The organism is Arthrobacter sp. B0316-1-20, assembly GCF_059091865.1.
Window position 1 is genome coordinate 1 of sequence record NZ_JBNHHC010000053.1, and the last position, 25,903, is coordinate 25,903.

Sequence of the window (25,903 nt, forward strand, 5' to 3'; positions counted from 1 at the left end):
CCGCTCTCTTTTTCAGCGTTTTCTCCAGCGGCCCGCCTCGGGCACACCGGGGCGATTGGCGCAGCGGTAGCGCGCTTCCCTGACACGGAAGAGGTCACTGGTTCGATCCCAGTATCGCCCACCACTCCACGGCTCCCCCGGCGGGAGCCCTCCTTGTTTAAGCCGTCTACTCCGTTGAGCGCCCGCGGCGCGGTGCCTACGATGGATGTGCAGGGGCGAAAGGCCCCCCGTCGGAAAGGAGGTGGCTGTGTCTGTATTTGACGAGCTCAAGGGCAAGGCCGGAGGACTCAAGGACAAGGCAGCCGGTCTCGTGGGAGAACACTCTGGCAAGATCAAGGGTGCCGTCGGCAGCACCGGTGACTACATCGACGCCAAGACCGGCGGTAAGTATTCCAAGCAGGTAGGCGGCCTGCAGGCCAAGGCATCCCGTTTCGTCGACACGTTCGGTGACAGGGATGGCCAGGCACCGTCCGACGGGAACACTCCGTCCGCCTAGTCCTGGGCACGCCAAGAAGGGTGCCGGACCGCCGGGAGGCGAGCCGGCACCCTTTGTCGTGAGGCCGCTTATTCGCCCGTGCGTGCCTTGCGGTTTGGCGGACCCGTCAGCCCGTCCCATTCCTGCGCCGCTGCTCGGCAACTGATAGCTAATAGGGTGGGAGCCTGGAGGCCAAGGCGCGAGTGTAGCTCTCGGGATCGTCATGGGTCTGCGCCGAGACGACGAGATGCCTTGGGCTGATGCGCTTGGCGTAGTCCCCCTGATAAGGCATGACCAGGACGGTGTCCATGCCTGTTTTCCAAGCGGCAATCAGAGCCGGCAGACAGCGGCGTTCGGGGTGTAGTTCAAGAGGGAGCATGTGGTTGGGCTGCAGCTGGATTTGCCAATGGTTGAAGCCGTCGATGTCCACGCCATCCCAGCCGTATTCGGTTGTCCAGCCCGGCGGGAAGGCCACGTGCCTCTCCTGATCGGAGCGGATTTCCGGCGTTGGATGCTGGTTCTTCTGGTCCCCCGTGTCGTACCAGGCCCAAGCTCGTTCCCAAGCCTGCTGCCAACGGGCGCCCCACTCAGTCCTGTCTGCAGTGGCAGGCAGTCGCGAGGCACCGGGCTTCGGTGCCGGGTTCAACTCGGGAATGGCGACATCCGGGGCAATGTTCCAAGCGCTACGGATGAAGAGCAGGAGCGATAGGTGGTTCGGCGCGACTTTCACAGAGATGACCATGTCCTGCGGCCAGGGGTTATCTGGCAGGGGCTGATTGGATCTCATAAATTCCCTTTCGAGATTTTGATTCCTCGTCCGCTCCAGCTCGGTCAGGTAAGTGTCCCACCATAGGACCGGCACAGAACCGCACAGTGCCTCCTGCACCTACTTCTCACCAAGCTCCAGATCCTCCACATCCTCTGTCCCCAAGAAATCCACTGCCTCGGCCAGGCCCTGGTCATCTGGCCGCATCAACATGAAGTTATGCTTCGCAGCGTCCCACCCTTCCTCTCCATGCTGTTCCGCCGCTACCGTGACGCAGACCGTTGTACATCAAACAAGGGGCGGTCATGCATGCGATAGCCAAACTGACGACTGGGGTTGTCGTACTGCTGGCGTTGTCCGGCTGTGGAAGTTCAACATCCGGAGGAACCGCCGTCCAAAAACCAGCCGGCACGGCAGGGGTGAACGATCCAGACGCGCAGATGCATCCCGAACTGCTCAAAGTCTCGCCTTCTCCTACTAAACCGGGGCAGACCATCAAGGTCCGATTCCCCGAGGAAACTTCCCGGGGAATCCCCTGGGTTCTGGAAGAACAAGACGGCAACAGCTGGCTTGTCCGCTACTACCTCATTGCCACGACCGATGACGACGGCGGCTCTGGTTCCCCAACATGGTGGCCTGCGAACGACCCCAAGGGCCAAACCTGGAAGGATATTGGCGTCGAGGGACCGGGCCCAGACACCCTCATCATTCCGGACAGCATTCGCCCCGGAACGTACCGGCTGTGCACGGCCAACAGCATGCCGAACATCTGCACCATGCTTGGCATCACGGAGTAGGGGCGCCCGGTCTCGGCCATTCGGCGGGGTCGCGTAGTTGAACACCGCGTCGGTCGCGTCGGTTGCCCGGTCGTATCGTCATCAGGCGCAGGGCATTACTCCTGCACAGTGGCGGCATGTGCGCGCCCGGCTGCGGGAGCTAAGCCGCTGGTTCGCCGGCCTGGCCCTCGCGGGCCAGCGCGGTCAGGCGGGATACCGCCCGGAAATACTTCTTCATGTAGCCGCCGGACATCATTTCCGGGGTGAAAAGCTCATCGAACGGCACGCCGCTGGCGATGATCGGCACGTCCTTGTCGTAGAGCCGGTCGGCCAGCACCACGAACCGCAGGGCCACGGCCTGCTCGGTGATCGTGTGCACGTTATGCCAGGCCACCGCGTCCACGCCGTCGAGAAACTGCTTGTACCGGCTGGGATGCACCCCGGCCAGGTGGTTGACGAGATCGGAGAATTCGTCGGCGGCCACGACCTTGCCATCGAAATCATGCAGCCGCCGCTTGAGTTCGTGGTCGCTGAGCGGCTCGGGGGCGGCCGGAAGCCCCCGGTGCCGGTAATCCTCGCCGTCCACCCGGATGACCTCGAACTGGTCGGACAGCACCTGGATTTCGCGTTGGAAATCGACGGCGGCAAAGCGTCCCTCCCCCAGCGAACCCGGCAGGGTGTTGGAGGTTGCCGCAAGCTTGACCCCGGCGTCGGCGAGCTCGCGCATCAGCCGCGACATCAGCACGGTGTCGCCGGGATCATCCAATTCAAACTCGTCGATGCACACGAGGCGGTAGCTGCTGAGCGCTTCCACGGTTTTGCGGAACGACAACGCGCCGACCAGGTTGGTGTACTCCACAAAGGTGCCGAAGGCCTTCGGGCCGTCGACGGCGTGCCACAGCGAGGCGAGCAGGTGGGTCTTGCCCACGCCGAACCCGCCGTCGAGGTAAATGCCGGAGTGGCCCTCCGGCTTGCCGCCGCCAAACAGCTTCTTCAAGCCCTTGGGCTTGGGCCGGTCGACCACAACCGCAAAACGCTGCAGCGCAGTCACGGCCTCGCTCTGAGACGGCTGGGCCGGGTCCGGGCGGTAGCTGGCGAAGGATACTTCGCCGAAGCGCGGCGACGGGTGCAGGCCCGCCAGCAGTTCGTCCACGGACACCTTCGGCGTCCGGCGTGAAAGCTGTTCAATCTGGGGCACGTAGGCTAACCGCTGCCTTCCTGACATGGGCTCGGAGAATGCACAGCGGCCGGAATGCCGCCAGCAAAACGATACGCTACCCCGCCCGCCGGCGGCAGCCGGTGTAAGCCAGGCCACAGCGGGTCCGGCGGGCCCCGGTGCTCCTGGGCCGGCGGGCCACGGTGCTCCGGCCGGCGCACCCAGGCGCTCCTCCCGGCGGGCCCAGGCGCTCCGCCCGGCCACGATGTGACGCGGGGTGCGGCCCCGGAAGCTTTTGCCTGCTCCGGTGGTTAGGCTAAACAGAAGTCCCCCGGCCGTTTTGCACGGCCGTCTGCACGCTATGGAAAGCTGCACGTCAAGGAAAGGTTTGCCATGCCCATTGCCGCCGAGCACAACGAGAAGTTTGCCGCCTATGCCAACCCCGACCGCCTGGTCTCCACGCAGTGGCTGGCTGAGAACCTGGGCGCGGACGGGCTGGTGGTCGTGGAGTCCGACGAAGACATCCTGCTATACGAGACCGGCCACATTCCGGGCGCGGTGAAGATCGACTGGCACACCGACCTGAATGATCCGGACACCCGCGACTACGTGGACGGCGAGGGCTTCGCCGCGCTGCTCGGTTCCAAGGGCATCAGCCGGGACACTACCGTGGTGCTCTACGGGGACAAGAGCAACTGGTGGGCGGCCTACGCGCTCTGGGTCTTTACCCTGTTTGGCCACGAAGACGTGCGGTTGTTGGACGGCGGCCGTGACAAGTGGATCGCGGAGGGCAGGGAACTGACCACCGAGGTGCCGCGGCCCGAGGCGGTTGACTACCCCGTCGTCGAGCGCAACGACGCGCCCATCCGAGCCTTCCTCACCGACGTGCTGGACCACTTCGGCAAGCCGCTGGTGGACGTCCGCTCTCCGGAGGAATACACCGGCGTGCGCACCACCATGCCCGCCTACCCCGAGGAAGGGGCCCTGCGCGGGGGCCACATTCCGACGGCGGCGTCCGTGCCGTGGGCGCGGGCGGCGGCCGAGGACGGGACGTTCCGATCGCGCGAAGAGCTTGAGGCCATCTACCTGGACGAGGCCGGGCTGAAGCCGGGCGACGACGTGGTGGCATACTGCCGCATCGGCGAACGGTCCAGCCACACGTGGTTCGTGCTCAAGTACCTGCTGGGCTTCGACACGGTCCGCAACTACGACGGCTCGTGGACGGAATGGGGCAATGCCGTGCGCGTGCCGATCGTCAGGGGCGCCGAGCCCGGCGGGATCCCCGCCTCGGCCCGCTAAGGAATAGCCGGCGGGCACGCAACGTTGACGTAACGAGCCCGAAACTGCAAGAGAGAGCGCAAGTATGACCGTGACCGAGCAGACCATTCCCGAACCGCTGGCAGAAATCATCGACGACTTCCAGGCGGTCAGCGAGGCCGAGCGGCTGCAGCTGCTGCTGGAGTTCTCCCGGGAGCTGCCCGAGCTGCCGGAACGCTTCGCCGGGCATCCGGAACTGCTGGAGCAAGTGGTGGAATGCCAGTCTCCTCTCTTCCTGACCCTGGAGCTGGGCGACGACCCGGACCAGGACGTGCAAATCTACTTTTCGGCTCCGCCGGAAGCCCCCACCACGCGCGGCTTCGCCTCCGTGCTGCACGAGGGGCTCAACGGGCTGCCGGCAGAGCAGATCCTGGCCGTTCCCGACGATATCGCCGAGCACCTGGGCCTGACCCGTGCCATCACCCCGCTGCGGATCCGCGGCATGTCCGCCATGCTGTACCGCATCAAGCGCCTGATCACCGAGGCACGGCAACTGCGCGCCGCCTCGGCCTGACGGTGGCCAGGCACAAACCATCCGCCGGAACCCCCGCCACCACGCTGCTGCAGCGGGCGGGGGTTCCGCACGTGCTGCACACCTATGCCCACGACCCCGCGGCGCCCAGCTTCGGCCTTGAGGCCGCGGAGGCGCTGGGGATGGATCCCGCCCGCGTATTCAAGACCCTGATGGCCATCGTGGACGAATCGCTGACGGTCGCCGTCGTGCCGGTCAGTTCCAGCCTGGACCTGAAGAAACTGGCCGCAGCGTTGGGCGGGAAGCGCGCAGCCATGGCAGACCCGCAGGTAGCCCGGCGGCGCACCGGGTATGTGCTGGGCGGGATATCGCCGCTGGGGCAGAAACACGCCAGCCCCACGGTGCTGGATTCCACCGCCCGGGACTTCGTCGCCATCCTGGTCTCGGGCGGTCGCCGCGGGCTGGATATCGAGATCGCCCCGGCGGACCTGGCCGCGCTGACGGGCGCGTCCTTCGCCCCGCTGAAGGCGGGTTAGCCCTGGCCGCGCTGACGGGCGCGTCCTTCGCCCCGCTGAAGGCGGGATAGGGCCCTAGCCCACCGGACGGAGCACCCGGGTCAACCAGGACGTGACGACGCGCTCCCAGCGTTCCGGGTCCACGTTCCATTCGCGGGTGTGACCGGCCCCGCTGAAGGGCTCGAACGTGACCAGCGGGTTCTTTTCGGCCAGCGCCGCGGACGGGCCGTGCGGCACGAAGTCGTCGTCCTCGCTGTGCACGATCAGCGTCGGCACCTGCAGCTCGTCGGCCCGGGCCACCCAGTTCATCATCTTCAGGTCCAGCGGGGCGGCGAGGCCGGTCAGCAGCCGTCCGGCCTTGTTCGAGATCAGCCACTGCGAGAACTGCCCCACGGCATCCGGTATCCGGTTCAGCTTCGCCTGGTGGGCCAGCACGTCGGTCCAGTCAATCACCGGGGCGTCCAGCACCAACGCACGGATCCGGCTCCGGTAGCGGGACTGGTCGGCTGCCTGCAGGCTGATTGCCCCGCCCATCGACCAGCCGAACAGCACTACATCCTCCGCCCCGTTCGCCAGGGCGAACCCGATCGCCGCCTCGACGTCGCGCCATTCGGTCATGCCCAGCCCGTAGCGGCGGTCCGGGGCGGAGGGGGCTTCGCCGTCGTTCCGGTAGGAGATCAGCAGCGACGCCATTCCCAGCCCGCGGACCGACCGGACGGCGCGGATGCCCTCGGCCCGGGACGCACCCCGGCCGTGCACCATGATGGCCCAGGTCTTCGCCTCCGCCTCGGCGCGGACCAGCCAGGCCGGCGCAATGCCGCCTTCCACCTCGATGTCGACTTCCTCATTGGCCAGCCCGACGGCGGCCGGGTCCGGGTAGGCCGCACCGCCCCACCAGCCGCGCGTGGCGGCGGCGAGGTCGCCGGCATACACCTGCTCGACCCTGCGCTGGACCGTGCCTTCCCGCGGCGAGTAGGACGTCACCTCGCCCACCCGCGCCACGGATCGTCCGCCGTCGTAATAGACGCTGTAGACGCCCGGCGCCGTGGTGTCCGGGGTGGCCGGCAGGATGATTTCCTGCTGCGGGCCGGTTCCGACGACGGCCAGGATTTCCAGGTTCTGGACGTGCTCGCGGACCGGAGTGAGAACCTGGCGGGCGAAATAGGAGGCCAGTCCCGACGTAGCTCCGGCCAGGACCGATCCGGCGCCCGCTCCCGCCAAGGCACCGAGCAGCAGCCAGCGGGCACGGGGCAGCTGGCCGTCGCCGGCGGAGGTGTTCCGGCCGGACCGGTCTGAGCGTTCGAACACAGCCATGGGTCCATTCTTGCCGGTGCAAGTGCCGACCGCTAACCGGCGCGGCCGTCGGCGCGCCGCGTTGTTGTCCCCCGCTTGTGCTGCTGATTAGGCTGGGCGCATGACCGAAACCATCGTCGTGCTGACCGAGGAACCGCTCAACGACGCCGACCTGCAGAATTTCGGCTGGCTGGCCGGCGAGCAGACCGCCGCCGGGCAGACCACCTTCCGGGTGCTGATTCCCGAGGACACCAAGCGGAACCTGCTGCTCGATTTCGTCGAGCGGCTGAGCCTGCTGGAGGTCGGCACCGCGTTCCGCGAGCTGGCGCACGGCCAGCCGACTCCGGAAGAGGCCCGGCACGAGGCCGACGAAGCCAGGCGCATCTCCGCCAGGCTGCTGGCGGAAGCGGGCTTTAACGCCACGGTGGACATCGTCGAGGACGACGGCGTGTCCGCCCTGGTCAAGTACGTCGGGGAACATCCCGCAGACCGGGCCGTTGTCATTACCCGGCCACATTCCATTTCCGATACCTTCCACACCGACTGGGCCAACCGGGCGCAGGACAAGCTGGGCATTCCGGTCCTGCACCTGTACTCGGGCTCGGGATACATTGGCGACTCGTGAACGTTGGAGAGACTATGAGCAACACAGAGGCCGGACAGTTCCCGGTGACCAAGACCGACGATGAATGGCGGCAGGAGCTGAGCCCGGAGGAATACCATGTGCTCCGCGAGGCCGGCACGGAGCGGCCCTACACCGGCGAATACTGGGATACCCATACCGAGGGGGTCTACAGCTGCCGCGCCTGCGGAGCCGAGTTGTTTACCAGCAAGGAGAAGTTCGATTCCCACTGCGGCTGGCCGTCCTTCTGGGCGCCGCTGGCCGAGGGCACCGTGCGCTACCTGCGGGATTCGACGCTGGGCATGGAGCGGATCGAAGTCCGCTGCGCCAGCTGCGACTCGCACCTCGGGCACGTGTTCGAGGGCGAGGGCTACGGGACCCCCACGGACCAGCGCTACTGCATCAACTCGGTGTCCCTGACGCTGAAGGACACGCAGTAGCTTTTCGTACCGCGCCTCCCCTGCCGCCTTCGGCGCTTCCACGTTTCATCTGATTCAAGCCCGGCCAGCACGAGCCGGGCTTAATCATTCCCGCCCACCGAGGGGCTGAGCATTACAGTTCCTAACCTCCGGCCGCTTTTGACATAAGTAGTGCTGTTGCCTTGCTACGCTCGCTGCATATTCGACGTGAGGCGCCGGGAGACCCGGCCCGACGGAAAGGCGAGGCGACGATGACCATCACCCCCACCCGCAGCAACTCCAGTGCCGCCGTGCACGGCAACCCGGCGCAGCACCCGGCATGGCGGCGCCTGAAAGAGGCGGCCACCGCACTGCGCGGACTCCAGGTCCACGACGGCTCAGTACCGGACCACGGCAACAAACCCGCTGCCGCCGGGCAGACCGACGTGATCATCGACGCCATTGGCCAGCTGGCCCCGCTGTTCGAACACGACGCCGACTACCTGGAGAAACTGGTGGTGGATTTCCGCCGCTGGCGCGACGGCGGATTCGGCGTCCCGGACTTCCTGGACTCGCTCCTGGCGTTCCAGCCGCAGCAGCACCGGATCAATGGCCTGCGGCATTTGGTGGTTTTCCCGATGTACACGCAGAACGGCAGCAGCGACCGGTTGGTCGAAGCCGTGCTGATCGAAGTCATCTGGCCGGACTTCATCGGCGAACTGGAATCGGGCTCCTACTCCAACAAGCTGTTCGTGCCCATCCGCTTCCTGGACTTCACGGCCGGCTACGACACCAACTCGGCCGTACTCTTCCCGGAGACCGTGGCCGTGCGGGAAACCCCCGCCTTCACCTGGGGCGCCATCTTCGCCGACCGCGAGGCGGCCCGGTTCCGCAAAGTGGTCCGCGCCGCGGCCGACATCACCTCGCTGGACCTGCCGGAAGAAGCTGCGGCCCTGCTCGATGACCAGCAGTTGACGCAGGAAACTTTTGTCATGTGGGACCTGATCCACGACCGCACGCACATGCGCGGCGACCTGCCCTTCGACCCGTTCATGATCAAGCAGCGGATGCCGTACTTCCTGTACTCGCTGGAGGAACTGCGCTGTGACCTGACCGCCTTCCGCGAGTCGGTGCGCCTGGCCCACGACGCCACCGCGTCCGATGAGGTCCGCAGGCACGCCCGGCTGGTGCAGTACGCGGTGATCTTCGACCGGATCTTCCGCTTCGCCATCACCGGCAACCGGGTGCGCAACTACGACGGCCTGGGCGGCCAGCTCCTGTTCGCCTGGCTGCACCAGCACCGTGTGCTGCACTGGACGGACGGCAAGCTTTCCATCGACTGGGACAACGTCGCGGACGCCGTCGTCGCCCTGGGCGGGGAAATCGAGGAGCTGTACTGGCGCTCCATCGACCGGCCCAAGGTGGCCCACTGGCTGGCCGCCTACGAGATGCTGACCAAGACGCTGACCCCGCACCCGGCCTCGGTCTGGGCCAAGGGCCCCGATGCGCTGCCGCTGACGGGGCTGCCGCGCGAGGTCACCGACCAGGTCATGGACGACGAGTTCCCGCTGTCCATGTTCTACGAGGCCCTCGCGCGGAAGATGAAGCCGGTGATCGAATCCACCTCGGGGATCACCGGAGAGTCGGCCTGACATGGCCGCCGCCGAACACCAGCGCAACGGCGACGGGCCGCCCGATGCCGAACGGCTGCTGGCCGCCGCGCCCGGCCCCGGCCGCCTCGCCGGCCTCACAGTGGTCGTCGCCGGCGCATCCGGCGCCTCCGGCCAGGCCGTCACCGCTGCCCTGACCGGCGCGGGTGCCACCGTGCTGGCGGTCGGCAGCAGCAAGGACCGGCTCGACGCCGCCTATGCGGAGAACGATGCCGTGGCCTCCTACCAGTGCGACCTCGCCGACCGCCGGGCCGTGGAAGAGTTGGCCGGCGCCGTTGCCGCCGAGCACGGCGGGGCCGACGGACTGATCCACCTGGTGGGCGGCTGGCGCGGCGGCCAGGGCCTGACGGGGCAGTCGGACGAGGACTGGGACTTCCTGCACCGGCAGCTGATCAGCACGCTGCGGAACACCACCCGCGCGTTCTTTTCCCAGCTGGAGGCCTCGGCGTCCGGCCGGGTGGTCATCGTCTCGAGCACGGCAACGGATTCCCCCACCGCGTCCGGCGCCAACTACGCTGCCGCCAAAGCCGCCGCCGAGAGCTGGATGTTCTCGGTCGCCGACGCCTTCCGCCGGGCCCAGTCCGGACGCAAGGAGGATCCCGCCCCCCAGCGCTCCGCCGCCGTCGTCCTGGCCGTCAAGGCCCTGCTTGACGACGCCATGCGCCGGGCCGATCCGGAGAAGGCATTCGCCGGTTTTACCGATGTGGCAGACCTGAGCCGCGCCGCCGCCTCCCTGTTCACGCTGGACGCCGCCCGCCTCAACGGGGAACGCATCCGGCTGGCCTGACCCGGGTCCGGCTGTGACGGCACCCACTGATTAAGGAATACTGAAACACGTGACTGACTCCCCCCTGCTTTCCGGTTCCCTGCACGACACCGACCTGCGCGGCTTCGCCTCGGACAATTACTCCGGCGTCCATCCGGAGGTCCTGACCGCGCTGGCCCACGCCAATACCGGGCACCAGGTTGCCTACGGCGAGGACGCCTACACGGCGCGGCTGCAACAGGTGATCGCCGGACACTTCGGCGACGCCGCCCAGGCTTTCCCGGTGTTCAACGGGACCGGCGCCAACGTGCTGTCGCTGCAGTCGCTGTTGCCGCGGTGGGGCGCCGTCATCTGCACCTCCACCGCGCACATCAACGTGGATGAAAACGGTGCGCCCGAACGCGTGGGCGGGATCAAGCTCCTGGCGGTGCCGGCCGACGACGGCAAGCTCACTCCGGAGCTGATCGACCGGGAAGCCTGGGGCTGGGGGGACGAACACCGCGCGCAGCCGCTGGCCGTGTCCATCACGCAAAGCACGGAGCTGGGCACGCTGTACAGCATCGAGGAAGTCCGCGCCATCGCCGACCACGTGCACGAACGCGGCATGAAGCTGCACATGGACGGGGCCCGGCTGTCCAACGCGGCCGCCTCCCTGGGCACCGACCTGCGCAGCTTCACCACCGACGCCGGGGTGGACATCCTGTCGCTCGGCGGCACCAAGAACGGCCTGCTCTACGGCGAATGCGTGGTGGTGCTGAACCCGGATGCAGCCCACGGGCTGCAGTACCTGCGCAAGATGAACATGCAGCTGGCCTCGAAGATGCGGTTCATCTCCGCCCAGCTCATCGCCCTGTACGACGGCGACCTGTGGCTGCGCTCCGCTTCCCACGCCAACGCGATGGCCGCGCGGCTGCGCGCCGCCGTCGAGGGCGTCGAGGGGCTGTCCCTGACCCAGCCGACCCAGTCCAACGCCGTGTTCGCCGCGCTGCCGCCCGGGGTGGCGGACCGGCTGCGGCAAAAGTTCCGCTTCTACGACTGGGATTCGTCGCGCGGAGAGGTCCGCTGGATGTGCTCCTTCGACACCACCGAAGACGACATCGACGCCTTCGCCGCGGCCATCCGCAGCGAACTCTCCTAGTCCCGCGCCGGGATGCCCTCCGCTCCCCGGCGCGCCTGCCTGACGTCCTGCGGCATCAGGGCCTAATCTGGCTGTGTGAGTGCGATTGATCTCTCTGCAGTGCCGCCTGAGTTCATGCGCGCGCTGTCGGACCTGCGCCAAGCGCAGTGCCGGAATGAACTGCGGCTGGAGGAAATTCCCGCGCCCTCCCGGCTGGCCCCCTTCGCCGTGGCCCTCGGCGCGGAAGTCATCGCCGAACCGGGCCCCCGGCCGCTCCACGGCCCGGTGGTCACCGCCCTGCAGACCGCCGACGGCCCGGAACTGGCCACCGGCCGCTTCATCCTGCTGCACGACCCGGAAGGTTCGGCGGTCTGGGACGGAACCTTCCGGATCGTCACCTACATCCGCGCCGAGCTCGACGCCGACATGGGCAACGACACCATGCTCGGCTCCGTCGCGTGGGACTGGCTGGTGGAAGCCTTGGAGAACCACGGCGCCCCTTACCGCAACGCCGGGGGCACCGCGACCCGCATCCTGTCCGAAAGCTACGGCACGCTGAGCGGGCGGCAGGACTCGATCGACATCGAACTTCGCGCCTCCTGGACGCCTGCCTCCGCCGACATCCGCTCCCATCTGGAGGCGTGGAGCGACATGGTGTGCACCTATGCCGGGTTGCCGCCACTGCCGGAAGGTGTTGCCGCCCTGCCGCACCGCCGCCGCAACTGACCAGCCGACGCCCGCCTGCAGGGCAGCCCGTGTGCCGGCGCGTCCCGCCATTCGGCCGGGCACGAGCCACACGTTACGGACCGGCACCGGGCCGTGGCGAGTTCCCGGGTCAGCGCGGCAACGTGCGCGGCGTAGGGGTAGACCTGCCCAGGCGGCGGTCTCGTAGGAGTACACGATGAGGTAGCTGACAGTGGCCTGCTCAATCTTTTTACCGGACGGAAGCCGTTATGGCGGCATGGGCTCGCTTCCCGGGGTCTTGGCGCGTCTCGACGTCGAGCACATCGAAACCTGCTTCGCTGAGCAAGTGCCCCATCTGCTCGATGGAGCAGTAGTACGCCGTTGTAACAGCGTGTGGGAAAGGCTTGCCCGAAAAACCCTCGAAGAATCCGACGAGTAGTTGCCCGCCCTGGGCAAGGGCACGAGCGATCTCCTTGAGCACGAAGGACAACTCGTCTGGTGGCATGTGGATGAGGGAGTACCAGGCCAGCACACCATCCAGTGATCCATCTGGTACGTCTAGATTACGTAAGGAGGCAACGCGAAAAGGCACATCGGGAAAGCGTACGCGGGCACTTTCAATGAATTCGGGAACAAGGTCGATCCCTTGCACATTGGCACCGCATTGGTAGAGGAAGTCGGTCCAATGGCCGGGTCCACACCCGGCATCAATCACGCAGCCGTCAATACTTGTCGCCCAACGTCCGATGCGTTGCCGATCCAGCTCGTGCATGTCCTCAACGGAACCAAGAATGCGCGTGTACTCGGCGGCACGTGCCCTATATGCGGCTCGGATAGATTCACTCCCCATGCTGACGAGCGTAGCGGTCAGGGAACAGCACCGAACGATACATGGGCCTGCGCCTCTATGCCGCTCTTTAACCGGGCACTTCGCCAGCATGGCGGCTAGCGTCAAGGACGCCGTGCCGGGCCCCTTACTCTTTGCGTCCCGCCACATGACTCCCAGGTGCCTGCTAGCCGTTCGTTTATCGGGCGTCAGGCCTCATCACACGTCGAGATGAGACGCTCAACCTCATCCGCCAGTTCCGGAACCGGTCGACGACCATCCAGTTCGTGGGACGCCCCTTTCCGAAGCAACGGTTCGACGTCGAGAACGTATTGGCGGATCACGGACTGGTCTGCCTCTGAGCTGCCGTAGGGATTGTTCTTACGAACCGAGACTCGCTCGATGAGGACTTCTACGGGTGCGCTCAGGAGAACAACAGCGGCGAAACGGTCATAGAAGCGACCTTGATTCTCGACAGTCCCCGAGACAACCAGAGACGAATGAGATGCCAGAAGTGCCGTCATCCGCGGTTCATCCCACGTTCCGTCAGGAAGCACCCAGGCGTCGTAGTCGGTGTCGATCGTTCGGTAGCCCCGCCGGGACAACTCGTGCAGCACCGTTGTCTTTCCCACGCCTGGCATGCCGGTGATCAAAACTCGAGACATGACAGCCGGCGTAAACGGTGCGCGAGAGTGCCCGGTAACCGAGATGCACGCACCAAATCAGCGCCCGCAACAGTTATCGAGCAACTGTCGCCTGTTCAGGTGCCCAGTAGGCGGCGTTCGTGGGCGAAGGCGACCAACTGGAGGCGGGTGCGCAGTTCGAGCTTGTCCAGCACGCTGCGCAGGTGGGTTTTGATGGTGGCTTCAGAAACGAACAGACTCTCCGCCATTTCACCGTTGCTCAGGCCTTTTGCCGCGAGCAGGAAGACGTCCCGCTCCCGCACCGACAACACATTAAGTACGGACAAGTCCGGGCCGATAGCGGGAACGGTGCGGGCTGCATGCTCGAAGAGAGAGTGAATGGATCCCGGGGCGATGACGGAGTAGCCGGAATGAACGGTCCGGATCGCCGCCAGTAGAAATTCCGGTTCCGCGCTCTTGAGCAGATACCCGCTCGCCCCGGCCTGCACAACCTGAACCACTGCCTGATCCCTGTTGAACGTGGTCAACGCAATGATCTTCGGCTTATCGATGCCGGCCGCCGCGGCGTGCTGCACGATCCGCCGGGTGGCTTCGACGCCATCCATTACCGGCATACGCAGGTCCATCAGCATCACGTCCGGACGCCGTTCGATTGCAAGGGCCACCGATGCTTCCCCGTCACCGGCCTCTCCCAAGAATTCCAGATCCTCCTGGCTCTCTATCAGCATGCGGATACCCGCCCGGAACAAGGGCTGGTCGTCCACCAGGGCCACGGTGATACATGTCCCCTCCTCAACCACGGTGGTCCGCTTCCCGTGCGGCCCCTGCCTGCCCGGGAAGGCCCGCTGCGGCGAGAGCCGGCTGGACTTCCGCACTCGAAACGTCACCGAAGGTGTCCCTGGCTTCGGCGCCGACTGCATCGTCCCCCGTCGTCGCTTCCATGGTTCCGTAGGGGATAAAGGCCGTCACCCGGAAGTGTTCGCCGTCCGGCCCGGCCGTCAGCCAGCCACCGGCCAGATGGGCGCGTTCGCGCATACCGGGAAGTCCCCTCCCCACCCGGGACGTGGCCGGATTCGCGGCATCTTCTTGGCCGGTTGCGGCGCCGGACGAGGCCACGTGCAGAGTCAGGCCCGGCCCGCTCCAGTCAAAGTGGAGCTGCACATCGGTGCCGCGCCCGCCATGTTTGAGGGCGTTGGTCAGGCACTCCTGAACGATTCGGAAGACGGCCATCTCCTGCCCGGCAGACAGTTCCACCGGTGTCCCGGACTCGGTCGGGTGAATCTTCAAACTTCCGCGCTGCATGCCTTCGATGAGTTCCGGGATGTCACTCAGCAGCGGCTGGGGCGCCACCATACCGTTATCGTGGACGCCCTCGATCACGCGTTGCGCATCCACCAAGGCGCTCCGGGCGGATCGGGCGATCGTGTCCAGGGCGCTTAGGACGGCTTGGGGCTGGTCCTTGCTCAGGTAGCGGGTTCCATCGGCCTGCGCGGCGACGACTGCCAGCGAATGAGCGAGGACGTCGTGCAAATCCCTGGCGATGCGTGTCCGTTCCTGCTCCACGATCAGGTCGATCTCGGTCTCCTGCAGACTGTTTTGCGCCAGTTCGCGGGCCCGGAACAAACCTCCCCGTTCCTGATACAGCGCCGCCAGTCCGCCGACGGCGGCGCACGCCCCGGCTATCAACAGGAGGAGCGCGAACAACTGCCAGCCATAGTCCTGCAGCATCCACCGGTCGCCGGCCTGCGCCGGGGGGAACCAGCCGACACCGTCGCCGTATCGCCACGAAAGCATCAGGAACGCCATGACGGCAGCGGCGGCCACGTTCACGCCCACAGCCATGTACCGCTGCCGGGCCGGGGCAATCCACACGATAAAGCCCAGAGCGACAAACGAGCCAAGGTAAATGGCCCAGTGATTGGCTTCCATCGGCGGCAAAATATGACTTATCTGTCCGGTAAGAAGTGCAACCGTGAACCCAAGAGAGACCAAAGGCTTCCAAGCGGCAGTGGCAACCGCCAGTGTCATCAGCACCAGCGGCCAGTTCCCTGGCCATGACTGCCAGGATCCTCCCATCCTTCCTGCCTCCGCAATACACCACAGTGTAAAGAAAAGGACGGCCGCCACAGGGGCGCCCCAATTCCGCACAAATTTCAAAACCGGTTCCATGCCAGTCACCATATCCACGGCAATCACACAGAACCCGCCGAAATGCTGCAAATCAACCTATTAGCCAAATGAATCATTCTTTGAGCCAGATTTGGTCCGCACCGCACTTCTGGTCTGGTCAGACCCCCCCGATCGACCCGCACAGCCCGATGATGATCCTCGGTCTGCACAGAAAGCATGCAAACGCTTCCCGGAGCGTAGAGCCAGCATAAGGGAACCCTTTATGTACAGAAGTCTGGTGGCCGTAGTGTTTCGAGGAACAGATGGACGGAGCCATTGGCGTGCTCGCACAAAGTGGGTTCAGTCTCAGGTAAAGAAGTAGGTTTCCAAACCGTGCAATCATCCGCAGCAGATATTTCAAGGGGCAACTCTCCCTGGTGGTCATCCATCTGGGCGAGAACGCTAATCGGCTTGGCCCTGCCTCCCGCGTATGTGCACATCCTGCATCATTTTGTCTACCTCTCCTCGGACGCTGTCCAGACCCCCTCCCAAGAAATTGGGGCCGAGGTGGGTGACGCTGTTCTATGGGGCGCGGTTGCATTGGCAGGTTTCGGATTGCTCGGGATCCTCGTCACGATCTACTTCCCCAACAAACGTCTCGTCGTCCCTGCCTGGTCACTCGGAATCTTGGTGCTGATTATGCTGGCTGACATTTGGCTCGTGACGCTCCTGGGCATAGGAGTTTTCAACGTGCCTCACATGTACGCCCCGGTGACACTTATCGTCACTTGCACTGCACTGGCACAACGGATGACAGCCGAACCTGAACACGGACGATGGCCGTGGATCGGGTTTACACTCGGCGCGGCCCCCTTCTTTGCGGCCACCCTGCTACTAGTAACCGAAATCATTTCCGGTTCCAGATGAGGCAACGACAGGCTCGGAGTGGTCCACCCTCCGGCCCGCGCCAGCGGAGCCGGTAGGGCTTAGCCGCTTGTCTTGCGCACTCTTTGGAAGCTTTTCCTAGCCAAACTTCCCCGCCATTACTTTGATGCAAGGCTAATGGCTGGGGAACCTTACTACTGGGGCACACCGCTCCTAGGCCAAGTGTCCGGCAACACCGTCCGCACCGGGTAGGCTGGGCGAAAATCGATTCGTCCCCGCTCGCACAAACCGGGGTTGATGCGAGGGGGAACAAATGGCTAAGAAACCGTCCATCCTGTTGACTACAGTCTTCTTTCTGACTGCCGGCCTAATCCTTGGCATCAGCACCCTTCCCAGCCAGAGCCCTGCAATTGACACGCCGGATGCCCACCAGCCCTTCGTCGAATGCTCAGCTGACTACGCGGACGGTGCAGGCGCAGAACTGGACCGGAAGAATATGATCGGCGCGGAGAACAGTGTCATCATTTCCCCCGAAGAAATGAAGGTTCTGGGTTTCTCCGAAGCCCAGATCCAAGCCCAGACAGCGAAATGGAACGAGCTTTCCCCGGAAGAACGTGAAGAGCAGTTGTGCCGTGCAGCGCAACAGAACCCGGCCAGCACTCAATAACGCAGAGCGGGCCCTTTCAACCGAAAGTAACCGTTCCTGCGCCGGGCTGAACATAGCCTGACCGAAAGTCCATCGGGCCGGCAAGGATGCAACAAGTACCAAGATCCCTGCGACGACGCCGCTGGAGGCGCTGGCCGAGAAATGTGCGAACACATCCTGCCCGCCGTCGTCCTGGCGCAACCCAGATGAGGGCTCATCCGCAGGAACCCATCCGCTAGCGAAGTCAATTGCAAGTTTGTAATCACCCGGGAGCTGCGGATGCATCAGAAATGGCTGTGGGCTGCCAGGAAGTCGGCGTGCGGCGCTTCATCGCCTCCGATTACGGCATGGCGCGTCCCCCCATTCGGCCGGGCGCATGCTGCTGGCCTAAACTGAACGGATCATGAGCTCCTTGACTTCGGACACGTCCGGGCAGAACAGCCCTGACCAGAGCACTTCCAACGACGCCGCAGAACACCGGGAGCAGACCCCCCAGCTGATCCACCTCGACGCGCCTCGCGACGGCGTTCCGCCGGTCGTCGCCAGCGAGTCGGGGTTGCAGCGGGCCGCCGCTGCGCTGGCGGCCGGCACCGGTCCGGTCGCCATCGACGCCGAGCGGGCCTCGGGCTTCCGCTACGGGCAGCGCGCCTTCCTGGTCCAGTTGCGGCGCGAGGGTGCCGGCACCTGGCTGATCGACCCCGAGCCGTTTGAGGACCTGAAGCTGCTCAATGACTCCGTGCGCGGCGTCGAGTGGATCCTGCACGCCGCCAGCCAGGATTTGCCCTGCCTGTCCGAGCTGGGCATGTGGCCCGACAAATTGTTCGATACCGAACTCGCGGCCCGGCTGGCCGGCCTGCCCCGGGTGGGCCTGGCAGCCGTGATCGAGTCCCTGCTCGGCTTCACGCTGGCCAAGGAGCACTCCGCGGCGGACTGGTCCACGCGTCCCCTGCCCGAGCCGTGGCTGCGCTACGCCGCACTGGACGTCGAGGTGCTCATCGAGCTCCGCGAGGCCCTGATCGACAGGCTGCGCGACGCGGGCAAGCTCGAGTACGCGCTGGAGGAATTCGAGGCGGTGCGCGCCGCCCCGCCGTCGCCGCCGCGCGTCGACCCCTGGCGCCGCACCTCCGGACTGCACCAGATCCGCGACCGGCGGCAGCTGGCCGCCGTGCGCGAACTCTGGAACGAACGCGAAGCTTTGGCCGCCAAGCGCGATGTTGCACCGGGCCGGCTGATCCCGGACTCGGCCATCGTCGCCGCGGCCAAGGCAATGCCCGCCACCGTCCCGCAGTTGCTGGAGACGCACGGGTTCCACGGCCGGGCCGCGCAGCGTGAGGCACCGCGCTGGCTGCGTTGCGTCGCCACGGCCCGGGGCGAGACGGACCTGCCTCCCCTGCACCTGCCCACCAACGCTCCCCCGCCGCCGCGCTCCTGGGCGGACAAGGACCCGGCCGCCGCGGCTCGGCTGCAGACCGCACGTCCCCGGCTGGCATCGCTCGCCGAGCAGTTGGACATGCCGGTGGAGAACCTGCTCACCCCCGACTACCTGCGCCGCACCGCATGGCGTCCGCCGGAGCCCGCCACGGAACAGTCGGTAGACGCCGCCCTGGCCGAACTCGGCGCCCGCCCCTGGCAGCGGAAACTGACGGCCGGGCTGCTTGCCGAAGCGTACGCCAACCCGGAGCCGCTGGCACTCAAGGAGAACCCTGAGCCCCAGGCGGCCACCGGCGGCGGCGCCGTCGGCACCTCCGCGCGCCGGCGGACTTCCACGGCAACTGTTGCAGGGCCCGCCGATTCTTCAGCGGGGGCGGTGTCCGGCTCCATCCGGCGGCGCCGGCGTGAACGGCATTCCCCTGCCTGACCGCCCTTGCCGCGCCGGCGCGGGAGCCGGGCGGCGGCCGGGCACCGTCAGGACGGCGAGGCTCGCGATGACCAGGGCGACGCCGATCCAGCCCGCGGGCGGCAGCCGCTCGCCCACCACCAGCACGGCCAGCACGGCGGCCACGACAGGCTCCGCCAGCGAAAGCGTTGTGGCGGTGCTCGCGCGGACCCGCGCGAGGCCGAGGCCGAACAACACGTAGCCGGCGAACATCGGGATTAGTGCCATGTAGGCCCCCACGACCGCGTTGCCCCACGAGGCCAGCAGCGGAGCGCCGGTGGCCAGCAGCACCGGCATCAGCAACAGTCCGCCCAGGCCGAACATGGCGCCCATGGCGGCGCGGGCGGACACACCGCCGCCGATGATGCGATGCGCCGCCCAGGAGTAGAGGGCGTAGGTCAGTCCCGCCAGCAGGCCCAGGGCAATGCCCGCAATCGTGCCGCCCGCACCCCCGGCAGCGTCGCCGTCCGCGGCACCGTTGCCGCCGCCGCCCGCGGCCGCGAAACACAGCAGTGCGGTTCCGGAGAGCCCCAGCACGGCGGCGCCCGCCCAGCGAGCCCCCAGGATGTGCCGGTCGGCAGCCCGTTCGATGAGCGCGGAGGCCAAGGGAGCGGAGCCGATGCTCACCACCGTGCCGACGGCAACGCCGGCCAGGCGCATGGAACTGTAAAAGGCCAACGGGTACACGGCAACGGCCACCGCCCCCAGAAGTACCAGCTTCCACCGCACCCGCAGTTGCGGCCGGGCACGATTCATCGGCCGCAGCGCGGTCAGCGCCTGAAAAAGCCCGCCCACTCCCATGGCCACCGCGCCGATGGCAAGCGGTCCGACGCCGGGCGCGAAGGTGGCGGCCGTTCCGGTGGTTCCCCACAGCACCGACGCCGCCAGCACCAGGAAGGCGCCGGCAGAGGCCTCCGCCGGACGATACCGCTGTTCTTCCGCTTTCATGTCTCCTCGCCGCTTGCCTGCCGCCCAGCGTAGCCGCCGGACCGCACCCGCTGCATTGTTCCGGGGCACTACTACGGCGTGCTTGCTGCTTAAGTTACCGGCGGGTAACATCATGGTCAGCACTGTGTTCCGCATCTCATGGAGGTATCAGGTGAGCGCCACGTCCCCGCCCCGCGCCCTGCGCGATGTCGTCTTCGTCGACGGCGTGCGCACCCCGTTCGGGAAGGCGGGTGAGAAGGGAATCCACGCCGGCACCCGGGCCGACGACCTGGTGGTCAAGTGCATCCGGGAACTCCTGCGCCGCAATCCGACGCTGCCGCCCGGCCGCATCGACGACGTGGCCATTGCCGCCACCACGCAAACCGGCGACCAGGGCCTGACCATCGGCCGCACCGCCGCGCTTCTTGCCGGCTTGCCCCGTTCCGTCCCCGGCTTCGCCATTGACCGGATGTGCGCCGGCGCCATGACCGCCGTGACGACGACGGCCGGCGGCATCGCCTTCGGCGCGTACGACGTGGTGGTGGCCGGCGGCGTGGAACACATGGGCAACCATCCGATGGGCCAGGGGGCGGATCCGAATCCGCGGTTCGCCAGCGAGCGCCTGGTGGACCCTGCGGCGCTGAACATGGGCAACACCGCCGAAAACCTGCATGACCGCTTCCCCGCAATCACCAGGGAACGCGCGGACGCCTATGCCGCGGCCAGCCAGGCCAAGTTAGCCGCGGCCTACCGGATCGGCAGCATCCAGCCCGACCTGGTGCCGGTGACCGGCCGCAAACCGGGCGAAGGCTGGTCGTTGCACAGTGCGGACGAACCCCCGCGGCCGGACACCACCGTGGAAGACCTGGCCGGGCTGCGGACCCCGTTCCGCCCGCACGGCCGGGTCACCGCCGGCAATGCCGCCGGCCTCAACGACGGCGCCACCGTCTCGCTGCTGGCCTCTGCGGAGGCAGCCGGCGAGCTTGGCCTGCCGGTGAAGATGCGCCTGGTCTCCTACGCCTTCGCCGGAGTCGAGCCCGAGGTCATGGGCATCGGGCCCGTCCCTGCCACCGAAAAGGCCCTGAAGATGGCGGGCCTGGACATCGCGGACATCGGCTTGTTCGAGATCAACGAGGCCTTCGCCGTGCAGGTGCTGTCCTTCCTGGACTACTACGGGATCGCCGATGACGATCCCCGCGTCAACCGCTACGGCGGGGCCATCGCCGTCGGCCATCCCCTGGCCGCCTCCGGCGTGCGCCTCATGACTCAGCTGGCCCGCCAGTTCGCGGACGACCCGTCGGTGCGCTACGGACTGACCACGATGTGCATCGGACTGGGCATGGGGGGAACGGTGATCTGGGAAAACCCGCACCATGCAGATTATTCGGGCAGCACCGCCGATGCGGCCGCCGCAATTGTCGGAACCGCCGCCCCCGCGGCAGCACAGGCACGAGAGGACCACGCATGAACGCCGAGTACACGGCCCTGGCCGCGAAGTTCCCGGACGAGACCGTCACCCATTCCTACGTGCAGGATGTGGAACTGCCCGGTGCCGGCACCCTGGCGCTGCTGACCCTGGACAACGACCTGGACCACCGTAAGCCCACCACCCTGGGCCCCAACAGCCTGGTGGAACTCGGCACGGCACTCGAAGGGCTCAAGGCGCGGGCCGCGGCGGGCAGGATCTCCGCCGTCGCCATCACCGGCAAGCCGTACTACCTGGTGGCCGGGGCCGACTTGAGCGCCGTGGGCAGGCTCACCGGCCCCGAAGACGGACGGACCATGGCCAGGCTGGGCCACGATGCCTATGCCACGCTCGCCTCCCTGGGCGTCCCGACGTTCGCCTTCATCAACGGAGCAGCGATGGGCGGCGGGCTGGAGATCGCGCTCGCCGCCGACTACCGCACCATCTCCACCGGCGCCGGCGCCATCTCGCTGCCGGAAGCCTTCTTGGGCCTGATCCCCGGCTGGGGCGGGGTCTACCGGCTCCCGCGCCTGATCGGCCCGGCGAATGCCGTCAAGGTCATGGTCGAGAACCCGTTGAGCAACAACAAGGCGCTCGACGGCGCGGCCGCCTACCGGCTGGGCATCGCTGACGTCCTCTTCGAACCGGCCGATTTCCTGGAGCAGTCGCTGGCCTGGGCCACGCGAATCCTCACCGACGACGACGCCCGCCGGCTGGTCGCGGACCGCCGCGCCGAGACCTCCGCGGCCACCGACGCGGACTGGGACAAGGCCATCGCGGCCGGTCGGAAGTTCGTGGAGGCCAAGACGTCCAACGCCGCGCCGGCACCGGCCAAGGTGCTGGACGTCCTGGACGCCGGCCGGGGCAAGAGCCAGCAGGAATCAGCCGACCTTGAAGTCGAGGCGCTGGCGGAATTGATGCAGACCCCGCATTTCCGCGACACGGTATACGCCTTCCTGGAGCTGGTGCAGAAGCGTTCCAAGCGGCCGGCCGGCGCACCGGACCCCAAGCTCACCCGGCCTGTCACCAAGGTGGGCGTGGTCGGCGCCGGCCTGATGGCCAGCCAACTGGCCTTGCTGTTCGCCCGCCAGCTGAAGGTTCCGGTGGTCATGACGGACATCGACCAGGCCCGGGTGGACAAGGGCGTGGGGTACGTCCACGCCGAAGTGGACAAGCTGCTGGCCAAGCAGCGCATCTCGGCCGACGCTGCCAACCGCACCAAGGCCCTGGTCACCGGCTCGGCCTCCAAGGAAGCGTTCTCGGACGCCGACTTTGTGATTGAGGCCGTGTTCGAAGAACTGGCCGTCAAGAAGCAGGTCTTCGCCGAGGTCGAGGCGGTGGTCTCCGAGGACTGCATCCTCGCCACCAACACCTCATCGCTGTCGGTCACGGAGATGGCAGCGGACCTGCTGCATCCCGAACGCGTGGTCGGCTTTCACTTCTTCAACCCCGTGGCCGTCATGCCCCTGCTGGAAATCGTCCGGGCGCCGAAGACCAGCGACGAAGTGCTTTCCACCGCCTTTGTCCTGGGCAAGGCCCTCAAGAAGACCACCGTGCTGGTCCAGGACGCCGCCGCCTTCGTCGTGAACCGCGTGCTGCTGCGGCTGATGGGGGAAGTGTCCAACGCCTTCGACGAGGGCACGCCCGCCGACATCGCCGACAACGCGCTCAAACCCATGGGCCTGCCGATGACCCCGTTCACCCTGCTGGCCATGGTCGGCATCCCGGTAGCCCAACATGTCACCGAGTCGCTGAATGCGGCCTTCGGCGACCGCTTCCGGGTCTCCGCCAACCAGCAGCGTCTCATCGACAACGGCATCACCTCCCTCTGGATCACCGACGACGACGGCCGGCAGGTGATTCCCGAGTCGACCCTGGCGCTGCTGGAGTTCGGAGACTCCCCCAGCAGCTCCGAGCAGCTGCTGCGGCGCACCCAGGACGCACTGGCCGAGGAGATCGGACTCATGCTGGAAGAGGGCGTGGTGGCCGCGCCGGAAGACATCGACCTGTGCATGATCATGGGTGCGGGGTGGCCGCTGCAGTTGGGCGGCATCACCCCGTACCTGGACCGGGTCGGCGCCTCCGAACGGGTCAACGGCCGAAAGTTCCACCCGGAGCGGTAACCGCAGCCGCCGAAGCCGCGCACCGCCGTCGTACCGCGCCTTCAGGACGACGGCGGTGCCGGCTCACCGGAGGAAAAGACGTCGTTACCCGGGAGCGCAGGCCCGGGGCATTCCAGTCACGCGACAGCACGTTCGTGGACGTCGTTTCCCATTAGAAACCTCAGTGCCTTGGCTCTCACACTGAACGCAACGGGCACAAGGGCGAGAGAGACCAGCAGTCCGAACAACATCGGTGGTCCGCCGACGTTTGCGACGCTTCCAGCTGGACAAAAACGCCTGCAAAGATCAGCGACATGAAGCATAGCGAAGCCGCCATGACGGCGGCCCATCGCTTTGACCGACTGGTCGACACGTTGCCCGCCACCGCGGCCGCAAGCAGCTGCCAGGACGCCAGCAAGGCCACCTCGAAACCGCCGATGGCAATCACGATTGCCGTGACGTACGGGGGCGCCAGGTACGCAACCTCGGGGTAGGCGCCGGCGTACTCTGCGGCGACCTGCGGAACAATCAGCAGCTGAGCCAGCAGTGCCCCAACAGCAAGGGCTCCGAGGATGATGCGGAAGGGTGTGGCTCGCTGGCTGATCATAGGGCAATCATCACCGACGTGGACTGAATGGCGGAAGCGCTAGGCGCAAGTGAACAGGCATAATGCCAGTAAATGAAAGGTGAGGCCATGGCGGCAGTCGTTACCCCAGAGCGGCGACCTACTGCCGGACCAATAGCGGCGACGGTTGTGCTTTTGGTTTCGCTGGTCCTCTTTTTCGTCACCGACAACGCGCGCTGGTGGTTGTCGCCGTAGCCGGTGCCGTGGTGTTCTCACTATTCGGACTACAGATGTCCAAGTGGTACTGGATCCCGTCTACCCTCGGCGCATTGCTGCTGCTCTTGCTGCTTGCGCTCATGATTCCCCTGTGGACTGGAGGCTAAATGGTCGAGGTTGGGAACCCCAAACAGGGTTTACAACCCTACGTCCCTGCCTCCGCGAACGCCGATAGCAGAACAATTGCCTAAATGCAGTTGTGCGCTCGTGAATGTTCCGGTTGAGAATTCTGTATCGATACACCTGCCTGGCATTTAGACGGTCATCGGCTTGGGAAGTTCTTCAGAAAACCCGGGGGATGCACCAGTGCTGCAGTGATCATGCGGCGCATGATGAAGTTGTGAAAAGGCCAAATCAAGTTGAAGTAGAGCCGCCCCGTCCAACGGCGGTAATGGACGACGGTAGTGATCTGGAAATTGTTCTTGGGTTCGGTTCCGGTCGGCTCGACCTCGACGATGAGGTGCGCGATTAGATGAGTGTCCTCGGCGGTGAGCACCAGGTAGGTGTCTTCCTTGCTTGCGGAAACCGTGAAGAAGGCGAGTCTGCCACCGGGGCGGAGGCTAATCTCTGCCGGGCGAGGTGCGCGGTTCGTACGGCCGGATGGGTGTTCGAGCCGCATGAGGCGGGCCAGCACACCACGAGCCACGAACAGCGCCTTTAGCCAGATCGGTTGCCACGACAGGATGTTGCTGATGCCCTCACGTAAAGACAGCGATGTTTCGGCGCTCACCCTGTCTAGGTGGTCTGCTGACCTCGAGTAGCGTTGAAGTTCCGGGTGCATGAGTTCGCCTTTCTTCGGGGCCGCCGCTGCGCGTACTGCCAGGCAAAGTACCAGATCTGCCTCGGGGAAGGCGGCAGGTAGAACGCCAACCGGATGTTATGACGTCGGATACTCATGACGAAGCTTCTGGATCTCGCGTCTGGCAAAGAAGCCGAAAAAGACAGCTGAAACGCCGGCCGCGATCCCGTTCTATCAGGGCTCATTACTGTCCCATTTGGGGAATCCCCTACGAGCCAACGTGCGGCTGACTTATTGTGCCGAATCTGCATATTGAGGTGGCCAAACCACCTTGAATCGTTCGAAGACGATCTCGTCGGTTTCTGCCCATTGACGCCCTTGGGCTGCTGATACGCGAGTCCAGTAGCGGCGGTGCTCACGCTGCCAACTGTCTAGGCTCAAATCGTCCTCGCCTTCGTCGCGGGCGAAAGCAGCATCAGCACTTTTGAAAGAACGAATGCGCCGTTCAATAGTGCGAATGATGATGCTCGGAGTGCCGTTCCCGTCACAGGCAATCCAGTGTGACCCCGATCCGGGGCACCTGGTCACCTCGCGCTATGAAGTCCGCAACGGGCTCCGCCGTCGCGCGTTTGTTTCCGCTGAGGACATGAGCGAGAAGTTCATCAGCTAACCGCTGCGTATCACCGAAGTGTTCAATTGTGTATTCCGGGGCCGCAGCTAGGATCTGGGTTCAGGCGAGTTTGGTTACCTGGTAAGTGTGGCCGGCCGCACGGAGTCGCTGCATGAGCACGTTGCCGAGTGCAGTGGCCGGTGTTA

27 protein-coding genes, 1 tRNA gene and 1 pseudogene are annotated in these 25,903 nt (G+C 66.0%); 18 read left to right on the forward strand and 11 right to left on the reverse strand.

Going from position 1 to position 25,903, the window contains the following annotated elements; translation table 11 throughout:
• Nucleotides 1-49 precede the first annotated feature (49 nt).
• Both AC5RW2_RS36055 and AC5RW2_RS36060 read left to right on the forward strand, forming a co-directional pair.
• Nucleotides 50-124: transfer RNA gene (locus AC5RW2_RS36055), tRNA-Val, on the forward strand.
• Between the two features lie 123 nt (nucleotides 125-247).
• Nucleotides 248-496 carry an antitoxin gene (locus tag AC5RW2_RS36060; protein ID WP_494013873.1) on the forward strand — a complete coding sequence of 83 codons (249 nt, stop codon included), beginning with the start codon at nucleotides 248-250 and terminating at the stop codon, nucleotides 494-496.
• A gap of 148 nt (nucleotides 497-644) precedes the next feature.
• Here AC5RW2_RS36060 and AC5RW2_RS36065 read toward each other — a convergent pair whose 3' ends face one another.
• Nucleotides 645-1,361 (reverse strand): hypothetical protein, encoded by a 717-nt coding sequence (locus tag AC5RW2_RS36065; protein ID WP_494075089.1) that lies wholly within the window; start codon nucleotides 1,359-1,361, stop codon nucleotides 645-647.
• Nucleotides 1,362-1,546: 185 nt separating this feature from the next.
• On the opposite strand from AC5RW2_RS36065, the gene AC5RW2_RS36070 reads away from it, so the two are divergent.
• A complete protein-coding gene (locus AC5RW2_RS36070) occupies nucleotides 1,547-2,038 on the forward strand; it encodes a hypothetical protein (RefSeq protein WP_494050010.1) in 492 nt (163 codons plus the stop codon).
• A 139-nt stretch (nucleotides 2,039-2,177) separates the two neighbouring features.
• Here the strand turns inward: AC5RW2_RS36070 and zapE are convergent, their stop codons facing one another.
• Nucleotides 2,178-3,215 carry a cell division protein ZapE gene (gene zapE / locus AC5RW2_RS36075; protein WP_493999572.1) on the reverse strand — a complete coding sequence of 346 codons (1,038 nt, stop codon included), beginning with the start codon at nucleotides 3,213-3,215 and terminating at the stop codon, nucleotides 2,178-2,180.
• 351 nt (nucleotides 3,216-3,566) lie between these two features.
• Here zapE and AC5RW2_RS36080 point away from each other — a divergent pair, with 351 nt between their 5' ends.
• The 3 genes from AC5RW2_RS36080 to ybaK all read left to right on the forward strand — a co-directional run bounded on the left by AC5RW2_RS36080 (nucleotide 3,567) and on the right by ybaK (nucleotide 5,498).
• Nucleotides 3,567-4,472: a sulfurtransferase gene (locus AC5RW2_RS36080; RefSeq protein WP_493999571.1), complete on the forward strand. Its 906-nt coding sequence runs from the start codon at nucleotides 3,567-3,569 to the stop codon at nucleotides 4,470-4,472.
• Nucleotides 4,473-4,536: 64 nt separating this feature from the next.
• Entirely contained in the window at nucleotides 4,537-5,004 is a 468-nt protein-coding gene (locus AC5RW2_RS36085) for a SufE family protein (RefSeq protein ID WP_494075090.1), read from the forward strand.
• 2 nt (nucleotides 5,005-5,006) lie between these two features.
• On the forward strand, nucleotides 5,007-5,498 hold the full coding sequence (gene ybaK / locus AC5RW2_RS36090; protein WP_493999569.1) for a Cys-tRNA(Pro) deacylase: 492 nt from the start codon (nucleotides 5,007-5,009) through the stop codon (nucleotides 5,496-5,498).
• 54 nt (nucleotides 5,499-5,552) lie between these two features.
• On the opposite strand, the gene AC5RW2_RS36095 is transcribed toward ybaK, so the two are convergent.
• Complete coding sequence (locus tag AC5RW2_RS36095) at nucleotides 5,553-6,791, reverse strand: alpha/beta hydrolase family protein (RefSeq protein ID WP_493999568.1); 1,239 nt, start codon at nucleotides 6,789-6,791, stop codon at nucleotides 5,553-5,555.
• Nucleotides 6,792-6,891: 100 nt separating this feature from the next.
• Here AC5RW2_RS36095 and AC5RW2_RS36100 point away from each other — a divergent pair, with 100 nt between their 5' ends.
• The 6 genes from AC5RW2_RS36100 (at nucleotide 6,892) to AC5RW2_RS36125 (ending at nucleotide 12,069) form a co-directional block, all read left to right on the forward strand.
• Nucleotides 6,892-7,395 carry a hypothetical protein gene (locus AC5RW2_RS36100; RefSeq protein ID WP_493999567.1) on the forward strand — a complete coding sequence of 168 codons (504 nt, stop codon included), beginning with the start codon at nucleotides 6,892-6,894 and terminating at the stop codon, nucleotides 7,393-7,395.
• 14 nt (nucleotides 7,396-7,409) lie between these two features.
• Entirely contained in the window at nucleotides 7,410-7,832 is a 423-nt protein-coding gene (gene msrB / locus AC5RW2_RS36105; protein WP_493999566.1) for a peptide-methionine (R)-S-oxide reductase MsrB, read from the forward strand.
• A gap of 230 nt (nucleotides 7,833-8,062) precedes the next feature.
• Nucleotides 8,063-9,442 (forward strand): DUF6421 family protein, encoded by a 1,380-nt coding sequence (locus AC5RW2_RS36110; protein ID WP_494075091.1) that lies wholly within the window; start codon nucleotides 8,063-8,065, stop codon nucleotides 9,440-9,442.
• 1 nt (nucleotide 9,443) lies between these two features.
• Nucleotides 9,444-10,247 (forward strand): SDR family oxidoreductase, encoded by an 804-nt coding sequence (locus AC5RW2_RS36115; RefSeq protein ID WP_493999564.1) that lies wholly within the window; start codon nucleotides 9,444-9,446, stop codon nucleotides 10,245-10,247.
• Nucleotides 10,248-10,296: 49 nt separating this feature from the next.
• Complete coding sequence (locus tag AC5RW2_RS36120) at nucleotides 10,297-11,364, forward strand: threonine aldolase family protein (RefSeq protein ID WP_493999563.1); 1,068 nt, start codon at nucleotides 10,297-10,299, stop codon at nucleotides 11,362-11,364.
• Nucleotides 11,365-11,478: 114 nt separating this feature from the next.
• Nucleotides 11,479-12,069, forward strand: coding sequence for a DUF3000 domain-containing protein (locus AC5RW2_RS36125; RefSeq protein WP_494001247.1), 591 nt, complete (start codon nucleotides 11,479-11,481; stop codon nucleotides 12,067-12,069).
• Nucleotides 12,070-12,277: 208 nt separating this feature from the next.
• Here the strand turns inward: AC5RW2_RS36125 and AC5RW2_RS36130 are convergent, their stop codons facing one another.
• The 4 genes from AC5RW2_RS36130 to AC5RW2_RS36145 form a co-directional block, all read right to left on the reverse strand.
• Nucleotides 12,278-12,799, reverse strand: coding sequence for a class I SAM-dependent methyltransferase (locus tag AC5RW2_RS36130; RefSeq protein WP_493999562.1), 522 nt, complete (start codon nucleotides 12,797-12,799; stop codon nucleotides 12,278-12,280).
• 263 nt (nucleotides 12,800-13,062) lie between these two features.
• Nucleotides 13,063-13,518, reverse strand: a complete 456-nt coding sequence (locus AC5RW2_RS36135; RefSeq protein WP_493999561.1) for an AAA family ATPase — start codon at nucleotides 13,516-13,518, stop codon at nucleotides 13,063-13,065.
• A 95-nt stretch (nucleotides 13,519-13,613) separates the two neighbouring features.
• Nucleotides 13,614-14,270, reverse strand: a complete 657-nt coding sequence (locus AC5RW2_RS36140) for a response regulator (protein WP_493999560.1) — start codon at nucleotides 14,268-14,270, stop codon at nucleotides 13,614-13,616.
• A 19-nt stretch (nucleotides 14,271-14,289) separates the two neighbouring features.
• Entirely contained in the window at nucleotides 14,290-15,426 is a 1,137-nt protein-coding gene (locus AC5RW2_RS36145) for a sensor histidine kinase (RefSeq protein ID WP_494075092.1), read from the reverse strand.
• 651 nt (nucleotides 15,427-16,077) lie between these two features.
• Here AC5RW2_RS36145 and AC5RW2_RS36150 point away from each other — a divergent pair.
• The 3 genes from AC5RW2_RS36150 (at nucleotide 16,078) to AC5RW2_RS36160 (ending at nucleotide 18,995) form a co-directional block, all read left to right on the forward strand.
• On the forward strand, nucleotides 16,078-16,533 hold the full coding sequence (locus AC5RW2_RS36150) for a hypothetical protein (protein WP_493999558.1): 456 nt from the start codon (nucleotides 16,078-16,080) through the stop codon (nucleotides 16,531-16,533).
• A gap of 271 nt (nucleotides 16,534-16,804) precedes the next feature.
• Nucleotides 16,805-17,158 (forward strand): hypothetical protein, encoded by a 354-nt coding sequence (locus AC5RW2_RS36155; protein WP_493999557.1) that lies wholly within the window; start codon nucleotides 16,805-16,807, stop codon nucleotides 17,156-17,158.
• A 382-nt stretch (nucleotides 17,159-17,540) separates the two neighbouring features.
• Nucleotides 17,541-18,995, forward strand: a complete 1,455-nt coding sequence (locus tag AC5RW2_RS36160) for an HRDC domain-containing protein (RefSeq protein ID WP_493999556.1) — start codon at nucleotides 17,541-17,543, stop codon at nucleotides 18,993-18,995.
• On the opposite strand, the gene AC5RW2_RS36165 is transcribed toward AC5RW2_RS36160, so the two are convergent.
• On the reverse strand, nucleotides 18,933-19,961 hold the full coding sequence (locus AC5RW2_RS36165; protein ID WP_493999555.1) for a DMT family transporter: 1,029 nt from the start codon (nucleotides 19,959-19,961) through the stop codon (nucleotides 18,933-18,935). The two genes, AC5RW2_RS36160 and AC5RW2_RS36165, sit on opposite strands and share 63 nt — an antisense overlap.
• A gap of 151 nt (nucleotides 19,962-20,112) precedes the next feature.
• Here AC5RW2_RS36165 and AC5RW2_RS36170 point away from each other — a divergent pair, with 151 nt between their 5' ends.
• Both AC5RW2_RS36170 and AC5RW2_RS36175 read left to right on the forward strand, forming a co-directional pair.
• A complete protein-coding gene (locus tag AC5RW2_RS36170) occupies nucleotides 20,113-21,408 on the forward strand; it encodes a thiolase family protein (RefSeq protein ID WP_493999554.1) in 1,296 nt (431 codons plus the stop codon).
• Entirely contained in the window at nucleotides 21,405-23,528 is a 2,124-nt protein-coding gene (locus AC5RW2_RS36175; RefSeq protein WP_493999553.1) for a 3-hydroxyacyl-CoA dehydrogenase NAD-binding domain-containing protein, read from the forward strand. Before AC5RW2_RS36170 ends, AC5RW2_RS36175 begins: the two co-directional genes overlap by 4 nt.
• 175 nt (nucleotides 23,529-23,703) lie before the next feature.
• Here the strand turns inward: AC5RW2_RS36175 and AC5RW2_RS36180 are convergent, their stop codons facing one another.
• Complete coding sequence (locus tag AC5RW2_RS36180; protein WP_494075093.1) at nucleotides 23,704-24,114, reverse strand: DUF2975 domain-containing protein; 411 nt, start codon at nucleotides 24,112-24,114, stop codon at nucleotides 23,704-23,706.
• 87 nt (nucleotides 24,115-24,201) lie between these two features.
• On the opposite strand from AC5RW2_RS36180, the gene AC5RW2_RS36185 reads away from it, so the two are divergent.
• Complete coding sequence (locus AC5RW2_RS36185) at nucleotides 24,202-24,327, forward strand: hypothetical protein (protein WP_494075094.1); 126 nt, start codon at nucleotides 24,202-24,204, stop codon at nucleotides 24,325-24,327.
• A gap of 283 nt (nucleotides 24,328-24,610) precedes the next feature.
• Here AC5RW2_RS36185 and AC5RW2_RS36190 read toward each other — a convergent pair whose 3' ends face one another.
• Together AC5RW2_RS36190 and AC5RW2_RS36195 are read right to left on the reverse strand one after the other, a co-directional pair.
• The gene (locus tag AC5RW2_RS36190) at nucleotides 24,611-25,129 is read right to left on the reverse strand and encodes a DUF2867 domain-containing protein (RefSeq protein WP_493999551.1); all 519 of its coding nucleotides are present in this window, start codon (nucleotides 25,127-25,129) and stop codon (nucleotides 24,611-24,613) included.
• 249 nt (nucleotides 25,130-25,378) lie between these two features.
• A pseudogene (locus tag AC5RW2_RS36195) lies at nucleotides 25,379-25,811 on the reverse strand (ASCH domain-containing protein).
• Nucleotides 25,812-25,903 lie beyond the last annotated feature (92 nt).